This window comes from Paenibacillus thermotolerans (assembly GCF_028745515.1).
Classification (GTDB): Bacteria; Bacillota; Bacilli; order Paenibacillales; family YIM-B00363; genus Paenibacillus_AE; species Paenibacillus_AE thermotolerans.
Map to the genome: position 1 here is coordinate 19,810 of NZ_JAQZSG010000032.1, position 23,330 is coordinate 43,139.

Genomic DNA, 23,330 nt, shown 5'->3' on the forward strand with positions numbered 1-23,330 from the left:
CACCTACTCTACTCTTGCTTTAAACGTCTGGGTTTGGATTACGTTCGCTACGTAGACCGTAACCTTAGACACCGGAATCCCCGTAACCTCCTGGACGTGCTCCGTCACGCCGCGCTGCATCTCTTCGGTTAGCTGAGGGATGGACGTTTCGCCGTCAATGACCGTGCGAATCTGAATTTCCAGCCCGCTGTCGGTCACTCTAACGCGCGAGCGCAAATCCTTCACGCCGCGAATACGGGAAGCTGCTTTAAGAGACAAGTTTTCTACCGTTTCAAGCGAAATGCGGATATCGCCGAAATCGGTCCGTTGGTCGATCGAGCCCGTCTGATTGCGGCTGCGGCGAAGGGATATGTATAAGAAGCGAAGCGATATAAGAAACAAGATCGTGCTGATCGTCAATATAGCGCTGTTTACGCCCGCATCGAACAAAAGCGTATTGACGCGCGAAGGCTGGACCCATTCGAATACGATCGCAAAGCCGAGGACGGTAAGCAAAAGCACCGCCAAGCTGTACACAAACAGTAGGAGCTTGTCTATTATTCTGGCCAACGAAAAACCATTCCCTTCCCTAAAGAGCCGTTTATCCGATGTTTAAGAGGAAACCCCCGGCCGTTAAGTCGGGGGTTTGCAGTTTGAAGCACGATTACTTTACGCGGGCGACAACCGTCGTTTCCTCTTCTTCCGCTCTTTCTTGACCTTTAAACATGACGTCGTGAACATGCACGTTGACTTCAACGACATCGAGACCCGTCATCGAAGCAATCGCGTTCTTGACATTCGCTTGAATGTCCGAGGCCACTTCCGGAATGCGGCGACCGTATTCGATGACGACATTCACGTCGACAGCCGCTTCCCTCTGACCGACCTCGACTTTCACGCCCTTCGACAAGTTTTTGCGGCCGAGCAACTCAGCGACGCCGCTTGCGAAACCGCCGCTCATGCCGGCTACGCCTTCCACTTCCAACGTTGCCAACCCGGCAATAATTTCGATTACTTCTGGAGCGATTTGGATATTCCCCATGTCGGTTTTAACGAAATCCGGGGCAATCGTGTTCATGGCTGACCAACCTCCCTTGTCTTACTTTTATATAACTATACCATCCTGCCATATTTATGACAAATGCGAGAGCTTGCCTCGGCATTTGCGGCTAATGGACTAAATTTCGTATTCTTCAAGGAACTTGATATCGAAATCTCCTTGTTGAAATTTCGGATGGTCCATCAGCTTCAGATGGAACGGAATCGTCGTATGGACACCGTCGACCGCAAACTCGGAAAGCGACCGCTTCATTCGCTGAATAGCCTCTTCCCGGGTCGGAGCCCAGACGATCAGCTTCGCGATCATGGAATCGTAATGCGGCGGAATGACGTATCCCGGATAAGCGGCGCTGTCGACGCGTACGCCCGCTCCGCCCGGCGGCAAGTAAAAGCCGATCTTGCCCGCCGAAGGCATAAAGTTGCGGGACGGATCCTCCGCGTTGACACGGCATTCGATCGCATGCCCGTCGATGGCGATATCCTCCTGACGGAAGCTGAGCGGATTGCCCTCGGCCACCAAAATCATTTCCTTCAAAATGTCGATGCCCGTAACCATTTCGGTAACCGGGTGCTCGACCTGAATGCGCGTATTCATTTCCATAAAATAAAATTCGCCGTCCGGACCCAGCAAAAATTCCAGCGTACCCGCGCCCGAGTAATCAACCGCACGCGCCGCGCGCACGGCAGCCTCGCCCATCCGCTTGCGGACTTCCGGCGAAAGCACCGGACAAGGCGCTTCTTCCACAAGCTTCTGTCTGCGGCGCTGTACGGAGCAATCGCGTTCCCCCAAATGCACGACGTTGCCGTGCTTATCCGCGATAATTTGAATCTCGACATGCTTCATCCCGGTCAGGAATTTCTCCAAATAAACGCCGCCGTTGCCGAACGCCTTCTGCGCTTCCTGCTGCGCGGCCGTCATTCCGGTGATCAGCTCTTCTTCGTCGCGGGCGATCCGGATCCCTTTGCCGCCGCCGCCGGCGGTCGCTTTAATGACGACCGGAAATCCGATGTCGCGGGCGATCGCAAGCGCATCCTCCACCGACTCAAGCAGGCCGATCGATCCCGGAATAACCGGAACGTTCGCGTCCCGCATCGTCTGCTTCGCAACCGCCTTGTCGCCCATCTTCGAAATCGCTTCCGGCGACGGACCGATGAACGTAATATTGCAGCGCTCGCATATTTCGGCGAAATCCGCGTTTTCGGCAAGAAAGCCGTAACCCGGATGAATGGCGTCCGTTCCGGTCAACGTAGCCACGCTCATAATGTTCGTCATGTTCAAGTAGCTGTCCTTCGAAGGGGTCGGACCGATGCAGTACGCCTCGTCGGCCAGCCGCACGTGAAGCGCGTCCCGGTCCGCCTCGGAATAGACGGCAACCGTAAAGATGCCGAGCTCTCTGCACGCGCGAATGATTCGTACGGCAATTTCTCCACGGTTGGCTATCAGCACTTTTTGAAACTTCATCCGTTTATCCTCCCGTTGCCTCTTACCTCTTGACTAAAAACAGCGGTTGGCCGTATTCCACCAGCTGGCCGTTCTCCGCCAAAATTTCTACGATCGTGCCGTTTACTTCCGCTTCGATCTCGTTCATCAGCTTCATCGCTTCCACGATGCAGACGACCGTCTTCTCGCTAACCGAATCGCCCACCTTCACGAAAGGCGCCGCACCCGGAGCGGAAGCCGCATAGAACGTGCCTACCATCGGGGATACGATTCGGTGAAGGTTCGCGTCCGCAGCAGGCGCCTCGCCAGCCGCAGGCTGCGCCTCTGGAGCCGCCGCCGGAACCGCAGGCGCAGCTGCAGCCGCCGGTGCGGGAGCAGCCGCATATACGGGCTGAGCAGCCGCTGCGGCCGCATGGTGAATGACCACGGGCGCTTCCGCAGCTTTCGGCTCTTGCTTGCGAATCGTCAGCTTGCCGTTCTCGTTCTCGATATGTACTTCTTGTATCGTTGTACTGTCCACAATCTTCATCAATTCTTTAATTTCGCTGATTTTATACATAACAGCTTATGTTCACTCCCTAAGCAAAGGTGTCGGCGTTGTTCTCGCGAAAGTACGCCGCGGCCTGTCCTAAATCGACGTATGTATTATATCACAAACATCCGTTCAGTCTAGAACTTATTGGCCCCAAACGAAAGAGTCCGGTTCCCCGGACTCTTTCGCGCCATGTGCCGGACGCTTTGTTATCGATACAGCTTGACGCTGATTTGGTGCATCGAAATACCCAAATCCTCGATCGCCATCTTGATAATGGAAACCGCTTCGCTCTTCTCGAGGGACGGCGAGTTGACGTTCACCGTATAGTGGTTCGTCGCCTCGTCGTAGGTGACGACGGCGTTGCTGTAGTTGCTGACCATCAGCTTCTCTTCGAAGGCGACGAGCCGCGCGTCCAGATCAAACAGCTCGTTCTGGCGCTGCGTCGCTTTGTTGACCGCTTCGTTGCTCGCTTCGCTATCCGTAATCGTTGCCGTCAGCTTCTCAATCTCATCGGCGAATTTTTCCGTACGCTCCATTTGCATAGCGGCAATCGCCTCGCTTCCGTCCTTCTCGGCGGCCAGCTGCCGCAAAATTTCCTCGTCCGTCAGCTCATCCCCTGCGATCGCTGCGCCTTTATCCGCAGTCGAGGTTTCCGGCGCATCGGCCTGGGGATCGGCGGCACCGGTCTCTTCGGAAGCGATATCTTCCAGGTAAACGTCTTCCCCATCTACGACAATCGAATCGTCACCCGCCGAAGGGTCGGCGGTTCGGACGCCGTCCAGCTCGATTTCGTTCTGCGAAACCGTTTGATCGGCAGGCTCCGGCTTCACCTCGTCGGTAAACAAATAATAAGCGGACAGTACCACCATCAAGCCAAGCATCGAAACTAGCCAAACCGTCTGTCTCTTTGTGTTCATTCCTTTTTCCTCCTTCGTTCTCCTCATGATTTTTAATAGGCAAATGTATATTAGGCCCAAATTACAGGCGCTAAAAACGGCTCCCGCACTACCTCTTGCTCGGCACGATCGAAATTTTGTTCGCCGGCACGTCCATGCCCTTCGATACTGCCTCATGGATCATTTTTTTAACGGTCATATTTTCCGCGCCTTCGGCTACGACGACCACGCCGCGAATTTTCGGGCGGACGGTTTTTTTGACGATCGGCGAATCGTTCGATTCCGCGACGTCGCCGCTCTTTGACGTTGAGGTAATGTGCCTCTTTGCGCCCTGAGCGTCCGTTTCGTCGGTCATTTGGCGCGATTCCGACATGTTGTGTTCGATAATAATCTCTTCCGTGGAATCGACCGTCACCAGCACGTCTACTTCGCCGACGCCGACGATTTTCGATAGAATTTCCTTGATCTCGTTCTCGTAGCTCGCTTCGTAGCCCGAAAACTGCGAATACCTTTCCTCCGCCGACGAGAATGCCGCCCGATCCTCCGGGGGAGAGGCGCCGGCGCCGGTTATGCCTCCCCCGGTCGGGTCCATCTCCTTCACAGTCATGAACGAATTTAAAAGCATAATAATGATGCCGACACCTGCGGCGATCAACAGCCAGCGCACCGTGTTCATACGACTCGGTCCCCCGGGTCCCGCCCCGAATTTTTCCTCCAGCATTTGCCACCACTTCGCCAATACGCATCACCCCCTTCGCCGCGCGCCGCTATTTTCCCGATTCGCCCCGGCCGTCAAACGCGACCGTCACGCGGCTTGCGTCAACCTCCCACTGCCTTGCCAGCGACTCGGCCACCTCTTTGCTTTTTTTCGCTTCCGCTTTGGAAGCCGCTTTGCCTTCGCCGAATGCCGGCAAGGACGACGGCTCCCGGCCGACCTGCACCCGAATGTCGACGGGCTCGACCGGTTGTACGCTTCCGAGGCCGGCTTCGGGGTTTCCTTCGGCTTCGCTCTGCGATGCCGATGAAGGAGGCGCCGAGGCAATCACCACGTGCAGCCGGTCCAACCGGGGACTTCCGTCTTTCTCGAGCGACAGACTCGCATCGGCGCTTTTCACCGCAACGCCGTGCTGGGACTCGACCTGTTGCTTGACCATCGACTCCAGCTTCGCCTTAAACAGTGTCAGCGACTCCTCGTTGCGTTTCTTGGCTAGCTTTTCCCCTTCTTCAAGCACCTCGGACAGCGCAGGGATCGCACGGCTGCGGTTGTCCGCCCCCGTCCCGATTCCCAAAGTCTCTTGCCGCAAAACCTTGTCGTCCATCGTCCCTCCGATATCCCACCCTTCGACGGTTGCCGCCAGCATTCTGAGATTCATCCCGGAGCCCACCAAGTTCATAACCGGAGACAGGATCGTAATGAGAATGAACAAGGAAACGACAAGCTTGACATACCTTTGCATGGACCGGTTCGGCAAAAGGAGGTCGACGAACGATGCCAGAAGGACGACAAGTATGATCTGCTTGAGCCACGAGCCCAAAACGTCCACCTCAGCCCCCCCCCTTTTTGCCCGAATTACCTGACCATGACGCTAATATTCGCAGCGGCTATGATGATCGTGACGGCTAAAAAAAACATGAGTCCGACCGTCGCCAAAGCCGCGAATATGTAAATCATGTTTTTGCCGATCGTTTGCAGACACCCGATGATCGGACTGTCTCCGAGCGGCTGCAGCAGCGCTCCCGACGCATTGAAGATAAACGCCAGTACGAGAATTTTCAGCGCGGGAAAGGCGCAGAGCAAAATTAATATCACGACGCCTACGATGCCCACCGCATTTTTCAGCAGCAGCGAAGCGCTTAGGACGGTATCGGTCGCGTCCGAAAACATGCGCCCGACGACCGGGACGAAATTGCCCGTCACATACTTGGCCGTCTTCATCGTGACGCCGTCCGCTACGCCTCCGGTCGCGCCCTGTACCGAGATGACTCCGAGAAAGACGGCAAGCGCCGCGGTCATCGTTCCGAGGGCGACCGTTCGAAGCAGGTTGGCCAGCTGCGTCACCTTGTACTTGTCCGTAAGGCTTGAGACGATATGTAGAACGGCGGAGAAAAACAAGAGCGGGAACACGAAAAAGTAAATGAGATTCCCCACCGTGTGAATCATAAATACAATGAGCGGATGCAAAATCGAGACCGTGGCTACGTTTCCCAGCGACGCCAGCATCGTGAGAACGACGGGGATGACCGCCATCATGAAGTGGATCATGCTCGATATGGCATCCTTGGCGTAGCCGATCGCTACGTTGAACGAGTTAACGGCCAATACGATCAGCACCATATAGGAGATCGCGTATGCCACCTTGCTCACGTTCGTCTTCTCGAACGCGCTTTGCAGCGTTTCCAGCACGATGCTGAAAACCGTAAGAATGACGATCATCGCCAGCAGCTTTCCGTTAACGACAAGCTCATGAAACAGGAACGAAAGCATCCCCTTGAAAATATTGGAGAGCGAGAAGCCTTTGCCTCCGGGAACGATGGCGTCCTGAAACGTCGGATTTCCTTCCGGAAACCAGCCTCCGTATTGCTTCATCAGCGTGTCCCAGTACCGCTCCACCGTGTCGGTTTCCACCAAATCCGCTTGGCTGCGAACCCAGCGGTCCACCGTCTCCGACGGATCCTCCGCCGAAGGAGCGGCTTCCCCGGTCGCCATGGCGTACGCCGCAGCCGGAAATACGCCGGCGGCCGTGGCCGCGAAAACCGCGAATACCGCGCATATCGCCGCAAGGATAAGAAGCAGCCTCATTCTCACATTGCCTCCCCCTCCCGGTTCCGGCCGCGGGCATCATACCGGCATCAGCTTCATCACCGTTTCGACTATGACCGTAATGATCGGTATGGCAAGAACCATGATGAGCACCTTTCCCGCCAGCTCGATTTTGGAGGCGATCGCCTCCTGTCCCGCATCCCGGACGACCTGCGCTCCAAACTCCACGATGTATGCGATCCCGATAATTTTCAGTATCGTTTGCAGAAATACGATGTTTACGTTCGATTGCGCCGCAAGCCGCGTAAGCACCGCGATGACCTCCGATATTTTGCCGATGAGAAGCAGGAAGATGACAATGCCCGTAAACAGAGCGATAAAAAATGCGGCGACCGCCTTCTGCTCTTTGACGATGAGGATCAGAACGGTGGCGATCAAGCCGAGGCCGACGATCTGGATAATGTCCATCCCGCACCGCCTTACTTGAACAAGAACACTCTTTGAATTTCTTGAAACAACGTTTCCAGCTTCTGTATCACCATAAAGAGCACGACGACGAAACCGATCAATGTCGCCCAATGCGCCATATCCTCTTTTCCCATCTGCTTTAATACCGTATGGATCATAGCGATGAGGATACCGACCCCGGCAATTTGGAACACGGCAGTGACTTCGCCCATCTCTTGAACATCCCCTCAATGGTTGCGCTAGTACATTAAAATGACGACGACCGCCGCACCGAGCGCACCTAAACTTCTCCACATCTTCTCGTATCGAGCTTGCTCATCCCTTGCCGTAATTTCCTCCGCCTGCAGCTGAGCGATGCAGAGCTTAATGTGCTTCGATTGATCGGCCCGGTCCGTCACGCCGAGTGTCGCCCCGAGCGAGAGCATCGTCTCCCGTTCGGCTTCCTGCATCGCCGTAGAGGGCCATGCTTCCGATACGGCTTCCTTCCAGCATTCGTCCGCCGTCCGTTCGCCTTGGCTTGCCCGCAGCTTCCGAGCAGCCGAACCGAACAAGTGCGACAGCGGCGAGGGCACCGCCGAGGCGACTCGGTTCAATGCGGCCGGAAGCGGCGTAACGCCGAAGACGATTTCGGATTCGAGCGTCGTGAGCGCGTGCGTCAAATAGCGAAGCTCCCTCGGCCGTCTCGCGTAGCGAGAGGCGCGATAGAAGCCGTATGCGGTGCCTGCGAACATAATGAGCGCGGCGCCGACCAGTTTCAGCATAGCGATCACCTCCTAGCGCCTATCGATACCGGCGGCGATGAATCAACCGGTGCGCCGCGGCCGTCTACGACGGAAAAAATCGACCCCGGCGGCCCGGCGGGACGAAGCGATACGATGCGCTCGAACGCTCCCGATGCCAGCAGCGCAGACAGCGTCGGGCGGCTCCGCACGTCGCTCAAATCGTATCCGTGTGCGGTTGAAACGATCGAAATGCCGGCGTGCAGCGCTTCAAGCACTGCGGCTGCGTCTTCCTCCCGCCCGATCTCATCCACGATGATCACCTCCGGCGAAAGCGAGCGTATCATCATCATAATGCCTTCCGCCTTCGGGCAGGAATCCAGCACGTCGGTTCTCGGACCGACGTCGAAGCTGGGCACGCCGTCCAAGCAAGCGGCGATTTCCGACCGCTCGTCGACGATGCCGACCTTCGATCGCTTTCCGACCGTTCTGGCCAAATCGCGAAGGAGCGTCGTCTTGCCCCGCTGAGGCGGAGAGACGATGAGCGTCGAGTACAAAGCGTTTCTTCTCTTGTTCCACAGGTGCGGCAGCACATGTTCCGCGGCGCCCTTGACTTCCTTGGCGATCCGGATGTTGAAGCCGCCGATTTCCTTCAGTCCGCGGACCGAGCCGCGCTCCGTCACCGCGCGCCCGGCCAGTCCGATCCGGTGGCCGCCCTTGACGGTGATGAAGCCTCTGCGCAGCTGCTCTTCCATCGTATACAACGAATGGTTCGTCGCCGCATCGAGCAGTTTCAAACAGTCTTCCCGATTCGGCAGCAGGCCGAGCCGGGGGTCGTCCGTCATTGCGCCGCTTGCGGTCACGAATACGAAGCCGCCGGCGTAGCACACTTCTAGCGGCCTTCCTTCGCGGATGCGTATTTCTTCGGCCCTGTCGGCAATGTGCGGCGGTACGGCGGCAAGCGCCGTCCGGAGCGCTGCAGGCAGTAAGGCGAGTACGGTTTTCCACATGGCTGCGCAGCCCCCATGTTGTCTAACTTACAACCATGTCTATGCTTGGCCTATCGGTTTATGCCTGCTTGTCATTTTTTCAGAATGCCGAAAAAGATGCACGACAGCCCCAGACCGATCCACAGAAGCCGGCTCCACGATATCTTATCCGAGATGCCGACCAGGCCTAGCGTCGTGACGGCGATAAAGATGAGAGGGCCTACTAGCGCAAGCGACGAGTTTACAAGCAGCGCCTTCTCCACGTTGTTGAAACGATATATGAGGAACGCCGCAAACAGCTCGATCGAGCCGGAAAGCACCCGCAAAGCGGCCATGCTTACCACGATTTTGTCGAGCAAATCTTCACCCCCCTCCCGCTTGGAGACGTTGACTCATGCTGTGTTTGCTTGTCTTTCCACATCTATATGCGGGCTCGTCTTCATTTAGCATACGGGCACATCAACCAGGGCAATCGCATATATTGCTTTGGAGTAAAGGCCAATCAAACTTGATAGCGAAGGAGTAAGGCGAATGGAACAGACCTCAAAGACGGAGTGGCATGAGGCGCTCGCCGATCCGACCGGGAGGCGGGTGACGAAACCGCGCCTAAACGGCAAAACGATGGTCATCGACAAAGGCTTAGGTCTTCACGCCTATGAAGATATGATCCTTACGGCGGGAGCGCACATTGATCTCATCAAGTTGGGCTTCGGAACGGCCGCCTTGTACCCGCAGCACATTTTGCAGCGGAAAATCGAGCTGGCCGGCATTCACGGCATTCCGATCATGCCCGGCGGCACGTTCCTGGAAGTGGCGATCGCGAAAAACAAACTGGATGTTTTTTTCGCAGCCGTCCGCAAGCTCGGCTTTACCGCGCTCGAAGTATCCGACGGCACCATCGACATTCCGCGCCATTTGCGAAGCTCTTTGATTGTAAGAGGGCTGGAGGCAGGCTTGCAGATCGTTACGGAATACGGAAAAAAGATATGGGGTTCTACGATCGAGATCGATGAGCTCGCCCAAACGGTCGATATCGACACCGGGCTGGGCGCCTTGTTCGTTACCATCGAAGGACGGGAGTCGGGGAAAGGAGTCGGCATCTTCGACGGAAACGGCGACTTTAAAGAAGAGGAGCTGTCCCGGCTGACGCAGGCGATTCCCGACCAAAGCAAGCTGATGTGGGAGGCGCCGCTCAAGCAGCAGCAGGCGTATCTTCTGCAATTGCTGGGACCGGAGCTGAATATAGGCAACGTAGCGCCGGACGACGTCATGTCTCTTGAAGCGCTGCGGCGCGGCTTGCGTTCCGACACGTTCCATTTGGGTGCCGCCGGCACCGGAGTGTTGTAATCCTGCCGCGGAAAGTGCAAGGAGGTACCCCTATGCGAATCGACTGCATCTCAAATATTAGCGAAACGCATGCCCACGACTTGTCCGGCAAAACGGTATTCGTCATCGACGTATTGCGCGCCACCTCCGTCATGGTGACGGCGCTCTCCGGCGGCGCCGCCGGCATCGTCCCCGTGGAGACGGTCGCGCTTGCGAAGCAAACGGCTAGGCATGACGAGCTGCTTGCCGGAGAACGCCAATGCAAGCCGATTCCGGGGTTTCACCTCGGCAATTCGCCGGGTGAATATACGAAGGAAATCGTCTCGGGACGAAAAATCGTCATGACGACGACGAACGGCACAAGAGGCATTCAGAAAGCGCTGAAGGGAGCGACCGTATTTGCCGCCTCCTTGCTCAACGCGGAGGCATGCGCGAAGGCGGCGCTGAAGCTGAACCGGGATGTCGTGCTGCTGTGCTCCGGAACGAAGGATGTGTTTGCGCTCGAGGACGGTTTGTGCGCCGGACTGATCGTGCATGAAATTCGGAAAGCTGCGGAGGCTCACGTAGCGGTAAGCGACTTCGCGGCCGCGATGGCGGACGCATACGCATATAATGCGAATCGGCTTCCGGAAGCGCTGCTCGCGTGCGACAGCGGTGTCCGGCTTACCTCTCTCGGCCTTGCGGAAGATGTCCTGTTCTGCGCCCGAACGAATCAATTCAGCCTCGTTCCCGTTTATACGAACGGCGAGATGAAGCCGTACCCGGCTGCGGCGGAAAGTACGGGCTGTTCTAAAACCGGGTGACGTTCATACACTTTAGAGAATCCTTTGTGGACAGGAGTCTCGCTATGAACGGTGAATTGTTATTGGTGGTGCTCATTATCATCGGCATGGTCGGCCGGTCCCATATTATTACGACGGCGGCGTGCATTCTGCTGGTCATTAAATTAATATCGCTGGACCGGTATCTTCCTACGCTCGAACGCCGCGGACTTGAGGTAGGACTGTTATTCCTGACGATGGGAGTATTGGTCCCGTTTGCCAGCGAGCGGATTTCGCACAAGGACATTATGTCCGTGTTCACGAGCGCTCCGGGCATTCTCGCTTTAGCCGGCGGCGCTGTGGCGACGTACATGAACGGCAAAGGTCTTGAGCTGCTGAAGCTCGACCCGCAGCTGATCGTCGGCTTGGTCATCGGTTCGATATTCGGCATTTTGTTCATGCGGGGAATTCCCGTAGGGCCGCTGATGGCTGCGGGAATAACGGCTTTTTTTTTGAAAGTCGCCTATTTTCTGTTCGATAAACTGAGGTGACGGCTTCTCGAAAAAAAATAACGGCTTCGCGCATCCCTTGCCGGAATTTGCGAAGCCGTTATTTTTTTGCGCCTTGCTTTATCTGCGCTCGCTCGGACCGCCGACGAACGCCTGCTCCACCGTATCGAGTCCGTAACCGGTGTGCAGCGCGCGGATGATGTCTTGGAAGCGGTCCGCGTCTACGACGCAGGACACTTTAATTTCGGAGGTGCTGACCATCTTGATGCTTATGCCGAGGCTGGAGATGATTTCGAACATTTTTGCGGCTACGCCCGGGTTGCTTACCATGCCGGCGCCGACGATCGAAATTTTCACCAGGTTCGTCTCGCTCGTAATGTCGTCATAGGAAATATCGGTTTGGATGCGGCGCAGCACGGCCACCGCGTTCTCCACATCGCCGACGCCGACGGAGAAGGAGAAGTCGGCCTTTCCGCCCTGCACGCCGCTTTGCACGATAATATCGACGTTAATATTTTCCGCGGCGAGCGCCGTAAACACCTTCGCTAACTGTCCCGGTACGTCCTTTACGCCCAAAATGCTGATTCTTGCCACATTTTTATCATAAGCGATCCCGCTGACGACTACTCCCTGTTCCAATGTTGCATCCTCCTTCACAATCGTTCCCTCGTTATGGTTAAAGCTGGACCGCACGACAAGCGGCACATTGTAATGCTTGGCGTATTCCACCGCCCGCGGATGCAGCACCGCCGCCCCGAGGTTCGCGAGCTCCAGCATTTCGTCATAAGAAATATCCTTCAGCTTGCGCGCCACCTTCACGATTCGCGGATCGGTCGAGTAGATGCCGTCGACGTCCGTGTAAATTTCGCACAGATCGGCTTTCAGCGCCGCCGCAAGCGCAACGGCCGTCGTGTCGGAGCCGCCTCGACCGAGCGTCGTAATTTCGCCGTCCTCCGTCATGCCTTGAAAGCCGGCGACGACCACGATGCGGCCTTCCGCCAGCGATTTATGAATTCTCTCCGGTTTAATATCGGTAATGCGCGCGCGGCCGTGCGCCTTCTCCGTCATCATGCCGACTTGCCAGCCGGTATACGAAACCGCTTCGTGTCCAAGCCCCTGAACGGTCATGGAAAGAAGCGCGACGGAAACCTGCTCTCCGGTCGTGAGCAGCATGTCCATCTCCCGCGCCGAAGGTTTCTCGTTCAATTGCTTCGAAAGGTCGATCAAATCGTCCGTCGTATCTCCCATTGCCGACACGACGACCACTACTTGGTTTCCTTCTTGCTTTTTCTCTATCACTCTTCCGGCTACGCGCTTCATGCGCTCCGCGTCGCCGACCGAGCTGCCCCCGAACTTCATGACTACCAAAGCCACATTCACCACTCCTAGGCTGCAGGTTCTAACTATATATTTGCATCATTATAACACAGGATTTCTAATGAGTTAACGCTTTAAAGTAAAAGCGCATAGAAAATCCCGACCGCTTCGCTGTCGCAGCCGGGATTGCCGTAAACATGAATTACGCTCTGGAAATATACTTACCTTCGCGGGTATCGATCAGGAGAACGTCGCCTTCGTTAATGAACAGAGGCACTTGCACCTTCAAGCCGGTTTCCATCGTCGCGTTCTTCGTTGCGCCCTGCGCCGTGTTGCCCTTGATGCCCGGCTCGGTTTCCGCTACCTTCAGCTCGACGCTGTTCGGAAGGTTGATGCCGATAATTTCGCCTTGGTACGATACGATGTTGATGACCATATTTTCGATCAGGAAGTTTCTTTCCCACTCGAGCTGCTTTTCCGTCAACGTAATTTGATCGTACGTTTCGTTATCCATGAACGTATATTCCGAGCCCGAATTGTACAAATACTGCATCGGGCGGTTGTCGACGATGGCGCGGGATACGTTCTCGCCGGCGCGGAACGTCTTCTCGACCACGTTGCCGTTGCGGAGCCCCTTCAGCTTGGAGCGGACGAACGCCGCGCCCTTGCCCGGCTTCACGTGCTGGAAGTCGATGACGGTGTAAATGTCGTTGTCTACCTCGATGGTCAGGCCTGTTTTAAAATCGTTAACTGAAATCACTTCTACGTCCTCCTAAAATATGGGTTATATCGATTGCATTAAATATAATGCGCACGGATATTACAAAGTTATGAATTCTTTGGAAGATTTCGTTAAAATGTCGCAGCCGGTTTCGGTAATGACGACCATATCCTCAATCCGCACCCCGCCGAAGCCCGGCAAATAAATTCCCGGCTCCACCGTAACGACCATCCCCGGCTCAAGCACGGACGATTCTCTCTTGTTCAGGTTCGGGGATTCGTGGATCTCCATCCCTACCGAATGTCCCGTTCCGTGGCCGAAGTTGTCGCCGTAGCCGTATTTCGCGATAACGTCTCTGGCGAGCGCGTCGCCTTCCTTCCCCGTCATGCCCGGCTTCAGGCCGGCCAGGCAAGCGAGCTGAGCTTCGAGCACGATGTCCCAAATCTCGCGGTGCTTCGCTGTCGGCTGCCCGATGAACACCGTTCGGGTCATGTCGGAGCAGTACCCTTTGTACAGCGCGCCGTAGTCCATCTTAACAAATTCGTTCGTTCCGAGCACGCGCCCGCTCGCCACGCCGTGCGGCAAAGCGGAACGCTCGCCCGAAGCGACGATCGTCGCAAACGAGGTGGCCGATGCGCCTTGTCTGCGCATAAACGTCTCAAGCTCGAGGGAAACGTCCGTTTCCTTCACTCCCGGCTTTAAGAAAGGCAAAATATGCGTAAACGCGGCATCCGATACGGCGACCGCTTCGCGGATGAGCTGAATTTCCCCCGCGTCCTTAATGCGGCGCAGCCGCTCGACGGTTCCGGCGGTAGGGACAAGCGTTATGTCGCCGCCCAGCTCTGCGGCATACCGGCCGTATGCGCCGTATGAAACGTTTTCCTGTTCGAAGCCCAGCTTGCTAAGGCCTGCGGAACGCATCGCTTCGCGAACGGCCGCCAGCGGATTCGCGCTGTCGTGCTCGATCGTCTCGAACCCGGCGGCCTGCTCGCTTGCTTGCGTGACATAACGGAAATCGGTAAACAACACGGCACGGCTCTCGGTTATTAGAACGTTGCCGGCCGTACCCGTAAAGCCGGTTAAGTATTTCCGGTTCACCGGATTCGTAATGAGCAGCGCGTCGATCTGCAATTCGTTCAACGATTCGCGAAGCTTGGTAACCCGATTGACTGATGCGGACATGAGGCAATCACCCTTTATCCTCAAAATGTGCTGCAAGGGCGCGTAACGCCAGCTCGTACCCGACCGCGCCGAGCCCGGCAATGACCCCGAGAGAAACCGGAGCGGTGACGGACACGTGACGAAACGGCTCACGCTTGTACACGTTGGACAGATGCACTTCGATCGTCGGCAGCTCCACCGCCGCCAGCGCGTCCCGAATCGCGATGCTGTAATGCGTAAAAGCTGCGGGATTCATAATGATCCCGTCCGCCGTGCCCCGGGCGCCGTGAATTTCTTCAATGAGCGCTCCTTCGTAATTCGATTGAAAGAAACGAACGGAAAGCCCCAGCTGTTCGGCCAGACGCTTCATGTTCGCCTCGATTTCATCCAATGTTACCGTGCCGTATACATTTTTTTCACGCCAGCCGAGCGTGTTCAAATTCGGGCCGTTCAAAACAAGTACGGATTTCACCCGCGGCACCACCTTTATATACTAGCGGCGTTTGCACGTTTTTCGCAATGGCTGCAAGCACCATCAGCCATTTTACCATACATTTCCCCGTTTTGAGAATCATTTTATTGCAACCGAAGCGTCCCCTCGCCCGATTCCCGCTGCCTTTCGTCGGAAAACTCGAAGGCAACCGAATAGCCGATGAATACGCCCCATAACACAAATATGCTGCCTTCCGTCCACAGCGTATCCCAGCGGATCAGGCCGATCGGCTTCATCATCCCAAACCACGGCCCGACCAGAAACCAGAACGCGAACCAACAGAGGCCGTACAGCATGCCGATCCAAGGCCCCATGGCCCTATGCAGCAAGAAGGCGTAAATATAAGCGGCCGCGATCGAAAAGACGATCCAGGCGAACCAGCCCACCGCATAACCCCCGGTGCCCGCCAAAAAATCGTGCGTAAAGAACGGCTCGATCAAAAAGCCCGGAACAAGCTCGGTAAAGCGGAACAAGTAGGCGACAATGCGCAAGGCTCCCCAAATGACGCCGGCGAAAAAGCCGAGGTACAATGCGAAAAACCATTTGTTCGTCGGGACGATCGTAGCGGTGCCCGCCTTTTTCATCGTTGTCTTCTTAGCCATGCCTTCTCTGATCTCCCTTAGCTTTAGCGTTCAATTCGAACCTATTATGCGCAAAAGGAGACCGCAGTAACCTTCGTCCCGCCTTTTTATCCGTCCGTTTCCGGTGGAATTTACGCCCGTTTTCGGCTACAATGAAGAGAAACTGCAAGATAAAGAGTGGGAGAGGTGAGGCAATTGACTCAAAAGCAAATCCCTTTTGCATACGGCGGACAGGCTGTCGTCGAGGGCGTTATGTTTGCCGGCAAAACCGTTAACGTTACGGCCGTTCGCAAGAAGGACCGTTCCATTGAATATTTCGAAACACCGAAGCAGGAGATCGGCTGGGTGAAAGCCTTGAAGAAAATACCGCTTCTGCGCGGAATCGTCGGCTTGATCGAATCGAGCGCCAAAGGCTCCGTTCATCTGAACTTCTCGGCGGAATCGTACGCAACCGAAGAAACCGAGGAAGCCAGAACCGGCCCTGCGTCGGAATCGGGCGATGCCCCGAAGCGCAAATCGCTCGGCGAAAACATGACGATGGTTTTAGGCGTGGCGGTAGTCGGGGTGCTGTCTTTCATCGCCGGCAAGCTCATATTTACGCTTGTTCCGGCAGCGCTGGAAGATATGCTTTTCAGCACCGCATTCGATAATATTTTTCTTCACAATTTGATCGAAGGGTTGATCAAGCTTGCGCTGCTTGTCGCTTACATCCAATTGATCGCGCAAACGCCGCTGATCAAACGGCTGTTCCAATATCACGGGGCGGAGCATAAGGTCATCACCGCCTATGAAAACGGCGACCCGCTAACAGTCGAAAACGTGCAAAAATACAACACGCTGCACTACCGGTGCGGCAGCAGCTTTATTATACTGACCGTCATCATCGGGATTTTCCTGTATTCGCTGCCGGTATTCGAGTGGAATTCGATCTGGGAGCGTCTGGGCATCCGGCTGGCGCTATTGCCGGTCGTCATCGGCTTGTCTTACGAGGTGCTGCGCTTCACGAACAGCGTTCGCGACATTCCGGTGCTTCGCTATTTGGGATATCCGGGGCTCATGCTGCAGAAGCTGACTACCAAGCAGCCGACGGACGACCAGGTCGAGGTGGCGATCGCTTCTTTCCAGAGGATGCTTGAGGCGGACCAGAGAACGGCGCCGGCTATCGAACGCGGCTCGGCTGTGGGAGCGTGATCGGGGATGAGACGATTCGGCCGTCACGGCATATTGACTTACGTAATCGTCGGGTTCATGATCATCGGCCTGCTGTACAGCATCGGCTCCAGCTTTACCCGTTGGATCATCCCGGTCGCGGTATTCGGCCTCGTATTTTTGCTGTACCGCTACCCTCCGTCCACTTGGCGTTATTTGGCGCAGCGGCTCCGTTCCGGAGGCTTCGGCAGTTTCGGCGGCAAAGGGGATAGAACGTTCGGACGGAAAACAAAAAAGGCGAAGTTCACCGTCATCCGCGGAAGCAAGCCGGACGACGACGAGCCGCCTAAATATCATTGACGCTTTGCCGCGGGGCCGCTAGGGGCCCCGGCATTTTTTTTGAGCTCGGGGAAGATGGTCTGCATCCATTTGTCCATTTCGGCGGAATAGCCGGAATACGTCCAGCTTTGGAAATATTCGTTCCCTGCTTTCAAGCCGGATTCGAACAGCTCCATCTGCTTCTCCTTGCTGACCGAAAATTCGGTCGACCCCACCATGTCCGACAGGATCTTGATCGTTCGGAACCGGCTGTGCTTCTCGATATACCTTTCATCGTGGGCGCTGACCATCGTGGAAAACAACGCGTGCAGCATAGAGATCGGACCGTTAATATTGTTGGGCGCCGCGCTCGTTCTGCCGACCAATTGAAAGCCGAGCGTCGGGATTCCTCCAGGGCGTTCTTTCAATTCCTTATCGAAAATCCATAGCGGATAATTGCTCAAGATGGCCCCGTCCACTACATATACGGATTTGGGAAGCCGTAATTGCCGGCGCTGCTGCTTCTGGCGGAGCTTGAACACGACCGGATCGAAGAAAAACGGGATGCTGGCGCTCATACGCACGGCTCTGGCGACGGACAGATTCATCGGGTCCATGCCGTACTGCTGAATGTCGCCCGGAAGCTCCAGCAGCTTTCCGAGAGAAATGTCCGAAGCGACCACGCGAAGCGCATTCGGCGGCAAATCTCCGAAGGTGCGGATTCCTTTTCTAGCGAGCTGCTGCTCCACCCAGCGTTCGATCGGGTCGCCCGAGTACAATCCCTTCTTTACAAGCAGTCGAACTGCAGGTCCGACAAACGTCAAATGATGAATCCAGTCCTTTCGCGTAAATTGCTCCAGCGGCATTTCCAGAATGAGCGACTTCATTTCGTCCGCCGAATAACCGGCCGCTACTAACGAAGCGACTACAGCTCCTACCGACGTTCCCGCCGTTTGATGAAATGTCACCCCGTACCGTTCGGCGGCGTAAATCGCTCCGACGAGCCCGATCCCCTTGACGCCGCCGCCTTGAAAAACAGCGTTTACCCGCACGGCTTCCCCTCCCCTCATACTTTCCTAATCGTATGTATGCGGGTATTGCACGTCCTTATGATGGAAAAATAAAACCTTGCCCGGCCTGCTTTCGCCGAGCAAGGTTTAGTAAGGGGAAGCTTACACCAGCAATGTACGGCTGATGATAACGAGCAGGATGAAAAGCACCAGAATCGCGCCCGCAGAGTAACCGAAGTCGTAGCCATAACCATAACCGTCAAAACCGCCGTAGTAAGGGTAGCCTGCACCGGCTGCTCCAAGTGCCGCCGGCGCATTGATGTTCGCACCGTGCAAACCCGCTTCGGGACCCAAATTCGCTCCCATACCCATAGGACCCATTCCTAACATATGATCCAACTCCTTGATGGTTGTTTTGTTTTCGTTCACAATCCCATCATATGTGGAGGGGACATTCGTGGAATGGTGACCTGCCTAGCAGTAAAAAAATAGGTGAACGACCAGTCAGGTGTCCACCAGAAACTGAAAATTCGGATGTTTGTATACCGATTCGAAATGGGGATCTTTGCTGCAGACCGCATCCAAATCTTCCGGTGTAAAGAGATAATAATCGTTATAAAAAGGATACCCGGCTCCGTAATAATAGCTAAGCCACACGAGCTTCGAGCAGTAAATCGACGACCACGGATCCGCAAGCGGAATTTGCGGCGAGAAAGAAAATTTCGGGATCGCGATCCCGCTTCTATAGTTCGCATCGCATTGCAGGAAATATTTCACGGCAAAATTCGCGGCGGACGCCCCCATCTTCGCGTCGACGGGCCGGTACACCGCATGCTTCGGATGAACGGTCAGAAAGCTATCGATCGTGCTTGCTTGAACGTAGGGATACGTTATAACCGCCTCTATCATGTAGCGGTTGTCCGCGACAATCGCCGCATGGCCAATATAGCCGGGGGGCACATCAAACTCGTTGTCGCAAGCGGTCAATATGTCGCCGGCCCGGTAGCCGATTTCGTTCGTCATCGTTCCTTTCACCACCCACAATAGCCTATTCAAGCGGCGGGCGTACGGTGCAAGCGTAAAAAAGGCCGCACCGGGAAAGTGCGGACCTTCTATTCCATATCCAATTCGTTCCGGATGCTGCGCAGCTCCTCCAGGCGGTTCTGGTCTCTGCGGAAATATTCGACAAGCGTCTCGATGCAGGTGATCGAGTCCCAGCTCAAATGGTGCTCGATGCCTTCCACATCCTTATAAATATTTTCTTCCTGAACGCCGATCAACGCTAAAAATTGTTCAAGCAAATGATGGCGGTCCACCAGCCTTTTGCCAATCTTTTTCCCTTTGGCCGTGAGGATCAAGCCTCGATATTTTTCGTATACCAAATAATTGTCTTTATCCAGCTTCTGAATCATCTTAGTAACCGAAGACGGATGCACTTCCAATCCTTCGGCTATGTCAGACACCCGGGCATACCCTTTCTCGTCGATCAAACGATAGATTCGCTCCAGATAATCCTCCATGCTCGGTGTTGCCAAACCGGCTTTCCCCTCTCATTACCTTCTTTTGCACTCGTTTGCAATCGTTATTTGTTAACTATACAGCTAGTATGCGGGCAAAAGCAAGCGACGGGATGCGGTTTTGGCCGCGGTATGACGCAAGAGGAGCATGCGAATGCTATTCCCATGACCATCATTATGATCGTACGAAAGGGGATGAAAAAAAGTGGCGACCGAAACGCCGGTACGTCCGAAAACCGACTTAAAAGCATTCACGCCCGAGCTCGTTTACTTTGAGCCCGATTCGTTGGAATATCCGATGGGGGCGAGAATTTACAGATGGGCCCAAGAGCAAGGATTGCCGATCCGCATGACGACCTCCCATAACCGAATCACGAATTTGCCGGGGGAGTCGGAGCTTGAGAAATACAGAATGGCCAAGCGGACGCTCGTTGTGGGCATTCGAAAGACGCTCGATTTCGATCAGTCTAAGCCTTCCGCCGAATATGCCATTCCGATCGCGACCGGATGCATGGCCCACTGCCATTACTGCTATTTGCAGACGACGCTCGGAGCAAAGCCGTATGTTCGGGTTTATGTAAACATCGACGACATTACGAACCGGGCGCTTCAATATATTCAGGAGCGTGCGCCGGAGACGACTCGCTTCGAGGCGGCCTGTACGTCCGACCCGGTAAGCCTGGAGCACATCACGGGCTCGCTCGCGCAATTGATTGAGTTCATGGGGAAGCAGGAATACGGAAGACTTCGGTTTGTCACCAAATTCAACAACGTCGATTCGCTGCTCGGCCTTCATCACAACAAGCATACGCGAATCCGGTTTTCCGTCAACGCGGACTACGTCATCAAGAGCTTCGAGCCCGGGACGTCAAGCTTCGCCGCCCGTATCGAAGCTGCGGGCAAGGTCGCGCGCGCCGGATACCCGCTAGGGTTCATCATTGCGCCGATCATTTGGCATGAAGGCTGGGAAGAAGGCTATGCGGAGCTGCTTCGGAAGCTTAAGGCGGAAGTCCCTCCCGAGGCGGAGGAGGAGCTGACGTTCGAGCTGATTCAGCACCGGTTTACGAAGACGGCGAAGCGGGTCATCGAAGCGAGATACCCGAAGACGAAGCTGGAGATGGACGAGACGAAGCGTAAGTATAAATGGGGCCGTTGGGGGCAAGGAAAATATGTATATCCGGACGAGCAGGCGCACGCGCTTCGGGAATTCATCACGGAGCAAATCTTTGAGAACTTCCCGAAGGCGGCGATCGATTACTTTACGTAACGGTTAGAACCGGAGCCATTCCGGCGTAATTTGATTGAACCAGACCGTGATCCTCAGCATTTGGCCGGTATACAGCAGGATGCCGAACAGCACGAGGAATGCGCCGCCGAGCTTCATAAGCCGGTTCGAATATTTCAGAATCCACTTGGTCGAGCCGATAAAGAACGCCATAATAAAAAACGGAAGCCCGAAGCCGAGCGTATAGGCCGTCGTCAGTTGGAACCATATGCCCGGCTCGGTCGTGGACAGCGAGATGATCGCCGAGAAAATCGGACCGATGCACGGAGACCAGCCCGCCGCAAAACCGATGCCGATGAGCATGGAACCGAGCAGCGTAGCCGGCTTTGCGTTCACGCGAAGCTTCATGTCCTTCATCAAAAATTGAGGCTGAAACACCCCTAGCAGAAACAGTCCTACTAAAATCAACAAGATTGCGGAAAGCTTCGCAATTAAATCCTGATAATCCCGAAATATTTCCGCAATGAGTCCGGCGCCTGCGCCAAGAGCGTAAAAGACGATGGAAAAGCCGATGATGAAAAACAGCGTGTGGCTGAGCGTCCGCAGCCGCACTTCTTTCTTGTGGTCCGTTTTTAGCTGCGATACGGATATGCCGGTAATATATGATAGATAGGAAGGATACAGCGGCAGGCAGCATGGTGAAATAAACGAAGCGAGCCCGGCCGCGAAAGCGACCCACAAATTAATATCCGACATTCCGCATCCCCTTTGTTGCGCGTTATAGTCTAAAACCTTTTTTTAGACCTAACAAAACGATTAAGATCAATACCAATAATAACACAACTGTTGAGCCCGGCGCCAAGTTGAACACGCCTGCCCCGATCAGTCCGAGGATTACGGCGCTTTCGGAAAAGATAAGCGCCCAAATAATCGAGTGGCGGAAGCTCCTGGCAATCAGCAGGCTGCAAGCGACAGGAATGATGAGCAGTGCCGAGACGAGCAGCGCCCCTAATATTTTTATAGATACGCTGACTACTAAAGCCGTTAGCACCGTTTGCGCAATATTTAACGTTTTGACGGGAAGTCCGCTTACGCTGGCAGCATCTTCATCGAACGTCAGCAAAAAATATTCTTTCAAATGAAAGGCAATGACGCCCAGCACGACGATGCTTACGGCGAAAATCGTAATCAGATCGACGGTATCCAGCGAGTAGACGCTTCCGAAAAAATAGCTCGTCACATTCATATTCAGCCCTTGCCCGAGCGTGAATAGCATTGTAGCGAGCGCCACACTGCCGGAAAGCAATATGGCGATCGAAAGCTCCGCATAAGTGCGATAAGTGCGCCGCAGCCGCTCGATAACGAGGGCGCCGAACAGCGCGAACGCCAGCCCGATGCCGACCGGGTAGACGTTGATCAGGAATCCGAGGGCGATCCCGGCAATCGAAACGTGCGCGATCGTATCGCCGATCATGGAAAGGCGGCGGAGCACCAAAAATACGCCTAGGAGCGGCGCCATCGCCCCGATCAGCGCCCCTCCGAGCAGCGCCCGTTGAAAAAACGGAAAGGCAAATATGTCGAACAAGGGTACGTCCTCCTTAATGAGCCACCGGGATTCGCTCGCCGGCCTGGTTCCAGTCTTTCAAAGCATGCGTCAGATCCGTTTCGGAGCAGGAAATGTCGTTGTGCATCGATTTAACGTAGAAAGCAAGCTTGCCGCTTGTCAGTACAGGGAAGTCGCCCAAAAACGACTTCATCGCCTCTACATCGTGAGACACCATTAAAAAGGTGATGTCATGTTGGGCATGCATATGGCGCAGCATCGAGAAGAACGACCTCTGCGTTTCCACATCGATGCCGACCGTCGGCTCGTCAAGGATGAGCAGCTCGGGGTTGCCGATCAGCGCACGCGCCAGAAACACGCGCTGCTGCTGACCGCCCGAAAGCTGTCCGATGCGCCGATGGGCGAGATCGGCGATTTGCAGCGCGGCTAGCGCATCGTCGCAGCGCTGCTGATCGGCCGCCGTAATCCGGCGGTACAGCTTATGCTTTCCGTACAGACCGGAAAGCACCACCTCTCTTACCGTAGCCGGGAACAGCGGGTTAAGCGCCGTCTTCTGCGGAACGTAACCGATACGGCGCCATTCGTTGAATTTGGCGATTGGCGTACCGAACAGCTTGAGCTCTCCCTCCGTGGGCTTCAGCAAGCCGACCAGCATGCGGAGAAGCGTCGTCTTGCCGGCGCCGTTCGAGCCGATCAGGCCGACAAAATCGCGCCGGTTGATTTGAAAATCGAGCCCGTCGATTACCGACTTGTTTTCATAGGAAAACCGAAGGCCTTCCATGCTGACGACAGGTCCGGTCTTGCTTTGCTGTTGATCGTTTTCCATTGCAC

At 55.3% G+C, this 23,330-nt stretch carries 31 protein-coding genes; 6 read left to right on the forward strand and 25 right to left on the reverse strand.

Translation table 11 applies throughout. The features are described 5' to 3' along the window. Nucleotides 1–3: 3 nt before the first annotated feature. The 13 genes from amaP to PT964_RS21190 form a co-directional block, all read right to left on the reverse strand. Nucleotides 4–549, reverse strand: a complete 546-nt coding sequence (amaP, locus tag PT964_RS21130; RefSeq protein WP_274365341.1) for an alkaline shock response membrane anchor protein AmaP — start codon at nucleotides 547–549, stop codon at nucleotides 4–6. 94 nt (nucleotides 550–643) lie between these two features. Beyond that, nucleotides 644–1,057, reverse strand: a complete 414-nt coding sequence (locus PT964_RS21135; protein WP_274365342.1) for an Asp23/Gls24 family envelope stress response protein — start codon at nucleotides 1,055–1,057, stop codon at nucleotides 644–646. 99 nt (nucleotides 1,058–1,156) lie between these two features. Further along, entirely contained in the window at nucleotides 1,157–2,500 is a 1,344-nt protein-coding gene (gene accC, locus PT964_RS21140) for an acetyl-CoA carboxylase biotin carboxylase subunit (protein ID WP_274365343.1), read from the reverse strand. A gap of 22 nt (nucleotides 2,501–2,522) precedes the next feature. Continuing rightward, a complete protein-coding gene (accB, locus tag PT964_RS21145) occupies nucleotides 2,523–3,038 on the reverse strand; it encodes an acetyl-CoA carboxylase biotin carboxyl carrier protein (RefSeq protein ID WP_274365344.1) in 516 nt (171 codons plus the stop codon). A gap of 182 nt (nucleotides 3,039–3,220) precedes the next feature. After that, nucleotides 3,221–3,931, reverse strand: coding sequence for a SpoIIIAH-like family protein (locus PT964_RS21150; protein ID WP_274365345.1), 711 nt, complete (start codon nucleotides 3,929–3,931; stop codon nucleotides 3,221–3,223). 88 nt (nucleotides 3,932–4,019) lie between these two features. Continuing rightward, a complete protein-coding gene (spoIIIAG, locus tag PT964_RS21155; RefSeq protein ID WP_274365346.1) occupies nucleotides 4,020–4,649 on the reverse strand; it encodes a stage III sporulation protein AG in 630 nt (209 codons plus the stop codon). 28 nt (nucleotides 4,650–4,677) lie between these two features. Continuing rightward, nucleotides 4,678–5,454, reverse strand: a complete 777-nt coding sequence (locus tag PT964_RS21160) for a stage III sporulation protein AF (RefSeq protein WP_274365347.1) — start codon at nucleotides 5,452–5,454, stop codon at nucleotides 4,678–4,680. Nucleotides 5,455–5,480: 26 nt separating this feature from the next. Beyond that, complete coding sequence (gene spoIIIAE / locus PT964_RS21165; protein WP_425262775.1) at nucleotides 5,481–6,710, reverse strand: stage III sporulation protein AE; 1,230 nt, start codon at nucleotides 6,708–6,710, stop codon at nucleotides 5,481–5,483. A 39-nt stretch (nucleotides 6,711–6,749) separates the two neighbouring features. Beyond that, the gene (gene spoIIIAD / locus PT964_RS21170; RefSeq protein WP_274365348.1) at nucleotides 6,750–7,139 is read right to left on the reverse strand and encodes a stage III sporulation protein AD; all 390 of its coding nucleotides are present in this window, start codon (nucleotides 7,137–7,139) and stop codon (nucleotides 6,750–6,752) included. An 11-nt stretch (nucleotides 7,140–7,150) separates the two neighbouring features. After that, nucleotides 7,151–7,351: a stage III sporulation protein AC gene (gene spoIIIAC / locus PT964_RS21175; RefSeq protein WP_274365349.1), complete on the reverse strand. Its 201-nt coding sequence runs from the start codon at nucleotides 7,349–7,351 to the stop codon at nucleotides 7,151–7,153. A 27-nt stretch (nucleotides 7,352–7,378) separates the two neighbouring features. Further along, nucleotides 7,379–7,900, reverse strand: a complete 522-nt coding sequence (spoIIIAB, locus tag PT964_RS21180) for a stage III sporulation protein SpoIIIAB (protein WP_274365350.1) — start codon at nucleotides 7,898–7,900, stop codon at nucleotides 7,379–7,381. Nucleotides 7,901–7,905: 5 nt separating this feature from the next. Further along, nucleotides 7,906–8,868 (reverse strand): stage III sporulation protein AA, encoded by a 963-nt coding sequence (gene spoIIIAA, locus PT964_RS21185; RefSeq protein WP_274365351.1) that lies wholly within the window; start codon nucleotides 8,866–8,868, stop codon nucleotides 7,906–7,908. Nucleotides 8,869–8,939: 71 nt separating this feature from the next. Then, a complete protein-coding gene (locus PT964_RS21190) occupies nucleotides 8,940–9,206 on the reverse strand; it encodes a YqhV family protein (RefSeq protein ID WP_274365352.1) in 267 nt (88 codons plus the stop codon). A 172-nt stretch (nucleotides 9,207–9,378) separates the two neighbouring features. Here PT964_RS21190 and comA point away from each other — a divergent pair, with 172 nt between their 5' ends. Genes comA through PT964_RS21205 form a run of 3 tightly spaced genes read left to right on the forward strand, consistent with a single transcriptional unit; the run spans nucleotide 9,379 to nucleotide 11,485 of the window. Next, on the forward strand, nucleotides 9,379–10,194 hold the full coding sequence (gene comA, locus PT964_RS21195) for a phosphosulfolactate synthase (protein ID WP_274365353.1): 816 nt from the start codon (nucleotides 9,379–9,381) through the stop codon (nucleotides 10,192–10,194). Between the two features lie 32 nt (nucleotides 10,195–10,226). Further along, nucleotides 10,227–10,976, forward strand: coding sequence for a 2-phosphosulfolactate phosphatase (locus PT964_RS21200; RefSeq protein WP_274365354.1), 750 nt, complete (start codon nucleotides 10,227–10,229; stop codon nucleotides 10,974–10,976). A gap of 44 nt (nucleotides 10,977–11,020) precedes the next feature. Further along, nucleotides 11,021–11,485 (forward strand): DUF441 domain-containing protein, encoded by a 465-nt coding sequence (locus PT964_RS21205; RefSeq protein ID WP_274365355.1) that lies wholly within the window; start codon nucleotides 11,021–11,023, stop codon nucleotides 11,483–11,485. A gap of 78 nt (nucleotides 11,486–11,563) precedes the next feature. On the opposite strand, the gene PT964_RS21210 is transcribed toward PT964_RS21205, so the two are convergent. The 5 genes from PT964_RS21210 to PT964_RS21230 all read right to left on the reverse strand — a co-directional run bounded on the left by PT964_RS21210 (nucleotide 11,564) and on the right by PT964_RS21230 (nucleotide 15,737). Next, the gene (locus tag PT964_RS21210) at nucleotides 11,564–12,817 is read right to left on the reverse strand and encodes an aspartate kinase (protein ID WP_274365356.1); all 1,254 of its coding nucleotides are present in this window, start codon (nucleotides 12,815–12,817) and stop codon (nucleotides 11,564–11,566) included. Nucleotides 12,818–12,962: 145 nt separating this feature from the next. After that, complete coding sequence (efp, locus tag PT964_RS21215; RefSeq protein WP_274365357.1) at nucleotides 12,963–13,520, reverse strand: elongation factor P; 558 nt, start codon at nucleotides 13,518–13,520, stop codon at nucleotides 12,963–12,965. A 60-nt stretch (nucleotides 13,521–13,580) separates the two neighbouring features. Beyond that, on the reverse strand, nucleotides 13,581–14,663 hold the full coding sequence (locus PT964_RS21220) for a M24 family metallopeptidase (protein ID WP_274365358.1): 1,083 nt from the start codon (nucleotides 14,661–14,663) through the stop codon (nucleotides 13,581–13,583). Between the two features lie 7 nt (nucleotides 14,664–14,670). Then, nucleotides 14,671–15,114 (reverse strand): type II 3-dehydroquinate dehydratase, encoded by a 444-nt coding sequence (gene aroQ, locus PT964_RS21225; protein WP_274365359.1) that lies wholly within the window; start codon nucleotides 15,112–15,114, stop codon nucleotides 14,671–14,673. A 104-nt stretch (nucleotides 15,115–15,218) separates the two neighbouring features. Further along, a complete protein-coding gene (locus PT964_RS21230; protein WP_274365360.1) occupies nucleotides 15,219–15,737 on the reverse strand; it encodes a YqhR family membrane protein in 519 nt (172 codons plus the stop codon). A gap of 174 nt (nucleotides 15,738–15,911) precedes the next feature. On the opposite strand from PT964_RS21230, the gene PT964_RS21235 reads away from it, so the two are divergent. Then, entirely contained in the window at nucleotides 15,912–16,907 is a 996-nt protein-coding gene (locus PT964_RS21235) for a DUF1385 domain-containing protein (RefSeq protein WP_274365361.1), read from the forward strand. Nucleotides 16,908–16,913: 6 nt separating this feature from the next. After that, nucleotides 16,914–17,225, forward strand: coding sequence for a hypothetical protein (locus PT964_RS21240; RefSeq protein ID WP_274365362.1), 312 nt, complete (start codon nucleotides 16,914–16,916; stop codon nucleotides 17,223–17,225). Here the strand turns inward: PT964_RS21240 and PT964_RS21245 are convergent. The 4 genes from PT964_RS21245 to mntR form a co-directional block, all read right to left on the reverse strand. Then, nucleotides 17,219–18,235 (reverse strand): patatin-like phospholipase family protein, encoded by a 1,017-nt coding sequence (locus tag PT964_RS21245; RefSeq protein WP_274365363.1) that lies wholly within the window; start codon nucleotides 18,233–18,235, stop codon nucleotides 17,219–17,221. The two genes, PT964_RS21240 and PT964_RS21245, sit on opposite strands and share 7 nt — an antisense overlap. Nucleotides 18,236–18,355: 120 nt before the next feature. After that, nucleotides 18,356–18,622, reverse strand: coding sequence for a hypothetical protein (locus PT964_RS26610; protein ID WP_425262776.1), 267 nt, complete (start codon nucleotides 18,620–18,622; stop codon nucleotides 18,356–18,358). 75 nt (nucleotides 18,623–18,697) lie between these two features. After that, on the reverse strand, nucleotides 18,698–19,216 hold the full coding sequence (locus PT964_RS21255) for a C40 family peptidase (RefSeq protein ID WP_274365364.1): 519 nt from the start codon (nucleotides 19,214–19,216) through the stop codon (nucleotides 18,698–18,700). Nucleotides 19,217–19,305: 89 nt separating this feature from the next. Next, the gene (mntR, locus tag PT964_RS21260) at nucleotides 19,306–19,728 is read right to left on the reverse strand and encodes a transcriptional regulator MntR (protein WP_274365365.1); all 423 of its coding nucleotides are present in this window, start codon (nucleotides 19,726–19,728) and stop codon (nucleotides 19,306–19,308) included. A 187-nt stretch (nucleotides 19,729–19,915) separates the two neighbouring features. Here mntR and splB point away from each other — a divergent pair, with 187 nt between their 5' ends. Next, nucleotides 19,916–20,977 carry a spore photoproduct lyase gene (gene splB, locus PT964_RS21265; protein ID WP_274365366.1) on the forward strand — a complete coding sequence of 354 codons (1,062 nt, stop codon included), beginning with the start codon at nucleotides 19,916–19,918 and terminating at the stop codon, nucleotides 20,975–20,977. A gap of 3 nt (nucleotides 20,978–20,980) precedes the next feature. Here the strand turns inward: splB and PT964_RS21270 are convergent, their stop codons facing one another. The 3 genes from PT964_RS21270 to PT964_RS21280 are packed head-to-tail and all read right to left on the reverse strand — an operon-like array spanning nucleotide 20,981 to nucleotide 23,325. After that, nucleotides 20,981–21,691 carry a cytochrome c biogenesis CcdA family protein gene (locus PT964_RS21270; protein ID WP_274365367.1) on the reverse strand — a complete coding sequence of 237 codons (711 nt, stop codon included), beginning with the start codon at nucleotides 21,689–21,691 and terminating at the stop codon, nucleotides 20,981–20,983. 22 nt (nucleotides 21,692–21,713) lie between these two features. Next, nucleotides 21,714–22,520, reverse strand: coding sequence for a metal ABC transporter permease (locus PT964_RS21275; protein WP_274365368.1), 807 nt, complete (start codon nucleotides 22,518–22,520; stop codon nucleotides 21,714–21,716). Nucleotides 22,521–22,533: 13 nt separating this feature from the next. Beyond that, on the reverse strand, nucleotides 22,534–23,325 hold the full coding sequence (locus PT964_RS21280) for a metal ABC transporter ATP-binding protein (protein ID WP_425262779.1): 792 nt from the start codon (nucleotides 23,323–23,325) through the stop codon (nucleotides 22,534–22,536). Between the last annotated feature and the right edge of the window lie 5 nt (nucleotides 23,326–23,330).

Excerpts from the sequence above, each read along its gene's own strand:
- PT964_RS21220 (WP_274365358.1), bottom strand. The coding sequence starts at position 14,663 with ATGTCCGCATCAGTCAATCGGGTTACCAAGCTTCGCGAATCGTTGAAC.
- accB (WP_274365344.1), bottom strand. The coding sequence starts at position 3,038 with ATGTATAAAATCAGCGAAATTAAAGAATTGATGAAGATTGTGGACAGT.
- spoIIIAA (WP_274365351.1), bottom strand. The coding sequence starts at position 8,868 with ATGTGGAAAACCGTACTCGCCTTACTGCCTGCAGCGCTCCGGACGGCG.
- PT964_RS21230 (WP_274365360.1), bottom strand. The coding sequence starts at position 15,737 with ATGGCTAAGAAGACAACGATGAAAAAGGCGGGCACCGCTACGATCGTC.
- PT964_RS21255 (WP_274365364.1), bottom strand. The coding sequence starts at position 19,216 with ATGACGAACGAAATCGGCTACCGGGCCGGCGACATATTGACCGCTTGC.
- spoIIIAD (WP_274365348.1), bottom strand. The coding sequence starts at position 7,139 with ATGGACATTATCCAGATCGTCGGCCTCGGCTTGATCGCCACCGTTCTG.
- PT964_RS21150 (WP_274365345.1), bottom strand. The coding sequence starts at position 3,931 with ATGAACACAAAGAGACAGACGGTTTGGCTAGTTTCGATGCTTGGCTTG.
- spoIIIAC (WP_274365349.1), bottom strand. The coding sequence starts at position 7,351 with ATGGGCGAAGTCACTGCCGTGTTCCAAATTGCCGGGGTCGGTATCCTC.
- PT964_RS21205 (WP_274365355.1), top strand. The coding sequence starts at position 11,021 with ATGAACGGTGAATTGTTATTGGTGGTGCTCATTATCATCGGCATGGTC.
- PT964_RS21270 (WP_274365367.1), bottom strand. The coding sequence starts at position 21,691 with ATGTCGGATATTAATTTGTGGGTCGCTTTCGCGGCCGGGCTCGCTTCG.
- accC (WP_274365343.1), bottom strand. The coding sequence starts at position 2,500 with ATGAAGTTTCAAAAAGTGCTGATAGCCAACCGTGGAGAAATTGCCGTA.
- PT964_RS21200 (WP_274365354.1), top strand. The coding sequence starts at position 10,227 with ATGCGAATCGACTGCATCTCAAATATTAGCGAAACGCATGCCCACGAC.
- spoIIIAB (WP_274365350.1), bottom strand. The coding sequence starts at position 7,900 with ATGCTGAAACTGGTCGGCGCCGCGCTCATTATGTTCGCAGGCACCGCA.
- PT964_RS21135 (WP_274365342.1), bottom strand. The coding sequence starts at position 1,057 with ATGAACACGATTGCCCCGGATTTCGTTAAAACCGACATGGGGAATATC.
- PT964_RS21240 (WP_274365362.1), top strand. The coding sequence starts at position 16,914 with ATGAGACGATTCGGCCGTCACGGCATATTGACTTACGTAATCGTCGGG.
- PT964_RS21280 (WP_425262779.1), bottom strand. The coding sequence starts at position 23,325 with ATGGAAAACGATCAACAGCAAAGCAAGACCGGACCTGTCGTCAGCATG.
- spoIIIAE (WP_425262775.1), bottom strand. The coding sequence starts at position 6,710 with ATGAGGCTGCTTCTTATCCTTGCGGCGATATGCGCGGTATTCGCGGTT.
- comA (WP_274365353.1), top strand. The coding sequence starts at position 9,379 with ATGGAACAGACCTCAAAGACGGAGTGGCATGAGGCGCTCGCCGATCCG.